Annotated in this window: 2 protein-coding genes and 1 pseudogene; all 3 read right to left on the reverse strand. The window is 56.8% G+C overall.

Annotated elements, in window-relative coordinates:
* Positions 1–1,746, reverse strand: a 1,746-nt coding sequence (locus QZ377_RS08570; RefSeq protein WP_291440745.1) for a type I polyketide synthase, incomplete at its 3' end; no start/stop codon positions are given.
* A complete protein-coding gene (locus QZ377_RS08575) occupies positions 1,743–5,222 on the reverse strand; it encodes an amino acid adenylation domain-containing protein (RefSeq protein ID WP_291440746.1) in 3,480 nt (1,159 codons plus the stop codon). The genes QZ377_RS08575 and QZ377_RS08570, both read right to left, overlap by 4 nt.
* A pseudogene (locus tag QZ377_RS08580) lies at positions 5,212–5,713 on the reverse strand (AMP-binding protein); the annotation flags it as partial. The pseudogene QZ377_RS08580 and the gene QZ377_RS08575, both read right to left, overlap by 11 nt.

Here is a 5,713-nt window from a genome sequence, read left to right on the forward strand (position 1 = left end):
GGCAAACAGGGCAAAGGTTCCTGTTTCCGTGTCGGCAAGCGCCTCTGCGCTGGAAATGGCGGCAAGTACATCAGTGCCGGTTTCTTTACCAAAGGCTGCGCATATCCGGTCAAAGGGCTGTTTAAAAGCAGGCAGGGCATCACGCAGGTTCAAGGCCATGCCCTGATGCTGCGAGCCGAAACCGGGGAAAAGAAAAGCCACAGGGATTGCTTTATCCGGATCGTCAAGACGTGCAGACTTGCGCAGCAGTCCCGGTGATTCCAGCATGGCGGGAAGCGCTGCGGCATCTTCACAAACAAGGCTCAGGCGAAAGGCCTGCATATCACGCCCACGAAGAAGCGTATGTGCCACATCGGCCAGGGGTTCCGGATGTTCCCGTAGCCATGCGCCCAGTTCCAGCGCCTTTTTTTCCAGAGCGGTTTTCGTTTTGGCGGACAGGGTAATGAGAGCCGCTCCGGAACATGTCGTTGTGGCAGGTTCCGGCCCTTCTTCCAGAATCAGGTGCACATTGTTTCCGCCAATACCCAGAGAATTTACCGCCGCCTTGCGGGTTTTTCCTACTGGTACTTCCCAATCCGTAGTATGGGCGGCAATACTGAAGGGTGTAGTTTCAAGCCTCAAACGGGGATTGGGCGCGTGAAAATCCAGAGAAGCCGGAATGGTTTTATGATGCAGGGCGAGCACGGTCTTGATCAGACTTGCTACTCCGGCAGCCGCGTTCAGATGGCCGACGCCCGTTTTTACGGAACCCAGGCGACAATATTGCCTAGGTGCGGTATCCGGCAGTTGCCATGCCTGCACCAGTGCCGCCACTTCCATTGGATCGCCGATGGGCGTTCCGGTGCCGTGTCCTTCGACATACCCTATCTCCAAAGGGTCAACGCCGGACATTGCCAGCGCGTCGGCAATGACCGTGGCCTGTCCCGTAACAGAGGGCGCGTAAAAACCGGTTTTGTCCGCCCCGTCGTTACCGATGGCATAGCCGGAAATAACGGCGTACACGACATCTCCCTCATGCAGGGCGTCATCAAGACGCTTCAGCACAACCGTGCCAACACCTTCGCCTTCGTTTACGCCACTGGCGTCATCACTGTAGGCCCGCACGTGACCATCAATGGAAAGCGGGCCTTCTGGCTCGTAGCTGTACCCCGCGCCCTCGCTGGTCTTGAGCCCGACGCCGCCAGCCAAAGCGACATCGCACTGACCGGAAAGAAGCGCCTGGCAAGCCGTGGCTACTGTAGCCAATGAAGAGGAGCAGGCGCATTGCACCGTCAGGGCCGGGCCTTTCAGGTTCAGCTTGTAGGCAACGCGTGCGGCGAGATAATCTTTGTCATTGGCAGCGAGCATGTCCACGAGATCAAGAGGATTTGCCTGCAAAATCCGGTTTGCGAAACGCAGGGCATACCCGTTGAAATTGCAGCAACCGAAAACGCCCGTGATCTGCCGTGGACTGCGCGGCGCAATGCCCGCATGCTCAAGGGCCGAATAGGCGCATTCCAGAAACAGACGGTGCTGCGGGTCCAGCATCCTGGCCTCGCGTGCTGGAACATCAAAAAAACCGGCATCAAACTGGTCGGTATCATCAAGCGGAAAACCGTAGTGGACCAGCCCGTCATCAGACGGGAAAAGAACCTTGCCGCCGGATATACCGAGCTTCAGGTTGTGCCAGAATGCGCCCAGATCACCCGCGCCGGGAAAGCGCCCGGCCATACCTATTACAGCTATTTTCAATGCGTCATCATTCATGATCTTCCCCTCTGGCGCGCTCGGGCGGCCAGTACCCCAAGTTTTTGGGCACGAGCCTGACCGCGGCCAGCATTCATAGGCTGTAATGCTTCAGATTCGATGAAATGCTTCGCCTGACTGGCGATGGTGGTGTACTGGAAGATGGAAATCACCGGAACAGGCTGTTCCAGCAGAGCCGCCAGCCTGGAAGCCAGCTGCATGGCAAGAAAGGATGTCCCCCCTGCATCAAAAAAGGAAACCGACAATCCCGGACGCGCACCGTTCAACACCGAGGCCCACACATCGGCAATTTTCTGCTGCCCCTCTGTTTCCGGTAATACGGTCTTCCCAGGTCGCGCTGCATGCAGGGCGTGCCTTGCCCTGACGGCCAGAGCTTTTCGGTCAACCTTGCCATTGGCCGAAAGAGGCAGGGTTGATTCAAGGCACAAGACGGAAGGCAGCCATGAATGCGGCAGCTTTTTTTTCAGCGCCTCACGCAGGCGCTCTTCGTCAATAGCCTGGGTGTCGTCCGGCACAGCAAACGCGGCTATCTGCTTTATTCCACCATTTTCCGTAATGACGGCAACTGCCTGCCTAACGCCCAGCAATGCGGTGATGGCTGCTTCAATTTCGCCAAGCTCGATACGCATACCGTTGATCTTGACCTGAGAGTCCTCACGGCCCAGAAACTCGATATCGCCATCAGGCAACAGCCGCCCCCAATCGCCCGTGCGGTACAATCGCTCTCCAGTCACAGGATGGAGCACAAAGGCTTTATCCGTCAGTTCAGGCCGGTGCAGATAACCTTCAGCCAGGCCCACACCCGCAATATGGATTTCGCCCGGCGTCCATTGCGGGCAAAGACGCATGGCGGCATCCAGCACATAGAGGATCTGCCCGGAAAGCGGTTTGCCGTAGGGGATGGTTTTCTGATCGGGCGCAACGGTTTCCACTACTTTCTCAACCGACCATATGGCAGCCTCCGTCGCGCCGCCCATACTGACCAATCGGGGCCTTTGCGTCAGAGCAAGAATGGATTTGGCCAGATCAACCGGCAGCCAGTCTCCGCTGAGCATAAACAGGCGCAGTGACTCTATTGATCCACCCGAGACATGCGCTGCTTCGATCAGCAACTGCGCCAGCGCCGGAACGGAGTTCCAAACGGTTACCCTCTCGGCCTCGACCTGCCGCACCCACTCATGAGGGTCAGGAACTGCCGCATGCGTGGGAATGACGAGCGCTGCCCCCACTGCCAGTGCTCCAAATATGTCGTAAACCGAAAGGTCAAAATTAAGCTGCGATACGGCAAAAAGGCGATCCTTCGCAGTGACGGTATTTCTGAAATTGACATCCAATATCGTATTCAAGGCGGCCTGATGAGATACGGCAACGCCTTTGGGCTTGCCCGTTGAACCGGAGGTAAAGATGACATAAGCCACATCATCCGGATCGGCTGGCAGGAGGAGTATTTCAGAAGCGACCTCTGCCGCTGGTGCGTCCTCGTCGACGACAAACTTTGCTAAGGTATCCGGTGCAGTACGCGCACGTTCATCATCGCATACAACTGCGGCAACATTGCCTTCTGCAAATATCAGCGCGATGCGGTCAGCGGGATCGTTAACGCTTACAGGCAGATAGGCCGCCCCGGCGCGCAGAACGCCCAGAACTGCCACTATCTGACGCCAGCCTCTTGGCAGCGCCACGCCCACCAGGCTGCCACGCTGAACCAGACCGGATGCGGCAAGCCGCTGCGCCAGAGCGCGGCTGAGACGTTCCAGCTCGCCGTAGCTGACGGTTTTTTCCGGCGTTATCAGTGCCGGAGCGGCGGGATGCATAATGGCATTTTCAAGAAAAGGAGCCACAAGGTTTCGATCTGCCCCGGGAAGAACATCAAGAACTGCGGGTTCCATCCTGCCTACGCACAGCGACTGGGCCGCAGCAGACCAGGCTGAACCGCCCGTCACTTCGCGGCACAGTTCCATAAACAGGCCGAACATTTCATCAATAAGGCCATCGGGGAAAAGGCCGTCCACGTAATCCCATATGACGGAAATGCCGCCCTGGTAATCCACAACCTGCACATCTATCCAGGTCTGCGGCGCCTGATTGCGGGCGAAGACCAGCTTGCCAAACAGCGCAGCGGCGTCCAGATAACTGCCCGCGCCATCGCCTGTTGCGCAGGTCAAAACAACAGGCAAAGGATTTTCATTGGATATTCCCTGAGCACGGGCAATCTCCGCACTTACTTCCGCTCCGCTGACTTCAGCATGGGAAAGCGCCTGAAATATTTCGGCATGAACAGCCTGGCAAAGCGATGCGAAACTCTGCCCGTCACCCGTACGCACCGCCACCGGCAACATGGAGGTAAAATCTCCCAGTATACCGTCATACGCTGCCCGCTCACCCGAACGGTCAAAAAGCGTCAGGTTGAGCGTCATATGAGGAAAACGGCTGAAACGTGAAAGCCCCAGGGCCAGAATGGCTGTAAACAGCCCGGCGGCGGTTACGCCTGCCCTGGCGGCTTGCCCTCTGAGCAGGGCTGCTGCTTCCGGCTCAATACGTGATTCCAGCCGCAAAATTGCAGGGGGTGTAAGCTCCCTTGGCTGCCGCGCCAACGGCAATTGTGGAGCACGGGGCAGGTCATCAACGCGCGCGCGCCACCAGCTCCGGTGCTCTTCTGCGGCCCTGCTCGTCCTTTTGTTCTCAGTTTCAACGAGATACTGCGAAAAATGACGGCCATGCGGCTGTATGCCCGCTCTTGTCCCCACATAAAGCCCGTGCCATTGGCGTAGCCACAGTGCGAGAGAAGCTATATCAAGCAGTAGAATGTCAAAACTGATATGCAGAAATTTGTGCGGTGAATCATCGCTTCCTGTCATGCAGACTTTGAACAGAGGCCATGTATGGGCAGGCAAAATTTCCGCCTGCATGGCGGTACGGCATTTTGCTCTTTCTTCCGGCCCATGGCTGTATTCAATGGTGTAGCGTGGTACCTTCCCAAGCACGGTCTGATGCCCGTCAGTGGTCAGAACCATTCGCAGTACTGGATGAACAGCAATGGTTTTGTTCAAGGCTTCTTCCAGACGCGGCAGGTCAAAGCCGCCACCAGCGGCCTCTATTTCCAGATAGCCGTGCGCGGCGATCCCGCCCAACGGAAAAATGGCCTGGCGCCCGAGCCAGTACGCCCGCTGCATATCCGTGAGGGCAAAGGGCTGCCCGTCCGCAACCGGTTGCAGGGTTTCTTCATTCGCACTGCCCTGCCCGCCAGCCATAAGCCGGAGCCAGCTCGCCACGGTGGCGTCTTTCAACATATCCGCCAGCTTTACGCTTACCCCCTGCTTTTTGAGCATGACGGGAAGGCGCATCATCATAAGGGAACTCAGCCCCAGCTCGATAAGCGAATCATTCTCGTTGATTGCGTCCGGAGAGCACTTGAGTGCGGTTGCCACCCAGGCAAGCAGACCTTCGCGCGAGGTAATTGGCGCTTCAGCTGGCATTTTCCACTCCTTCAGGGACATTGACGCTCCTGTAGTACTGCTGAAGAAGCTGTTCTCTCAGTTTGCGACGGTTGTTTTTGCCCACTGCCGTACTTGGAAAAGACGTAACAAAAATAAACTGATCAGGAATCTTGAACGTACTCAGGCCTTCGCTCTGAAGAAATCGCCGGAGGGTGCGGTCATTGACCTCGTCTTCATCCCTGTGCTCGTGCACAAAGATGAAGGCGCAGATTTTTTCACCAAGCAGCTTGTCAGGAATGCCCAGAAGTACTGCATCCCGAACCTCTTTGTGGGCGACAAGAACATTTTCCACTTCTTCGGGAATGATCTTTTCACCTCCCCGCTGAATCTGATCTTTTTCACGCCCTTCAAGCACCAGGCAACCATCGGGCCTGCGCCGCGCAAGGTCCCCGGTGCAAAAAAATCCGTCCACGGTGAAGGATTCCGCATTGGCATCAGGCCGTTTAAAGTAAGCGTGTATGGTGTACGGG

This window comes from Desulfovibrio sp. (assembly GCF_019424165.1).
Taxonomy (GTDB): domain Bacteria; phylum Desulfobacterota; class Desulfovibrionia; order Desulfovibrionales; family Desulfovibrionaceae; genus Desulfovibrio.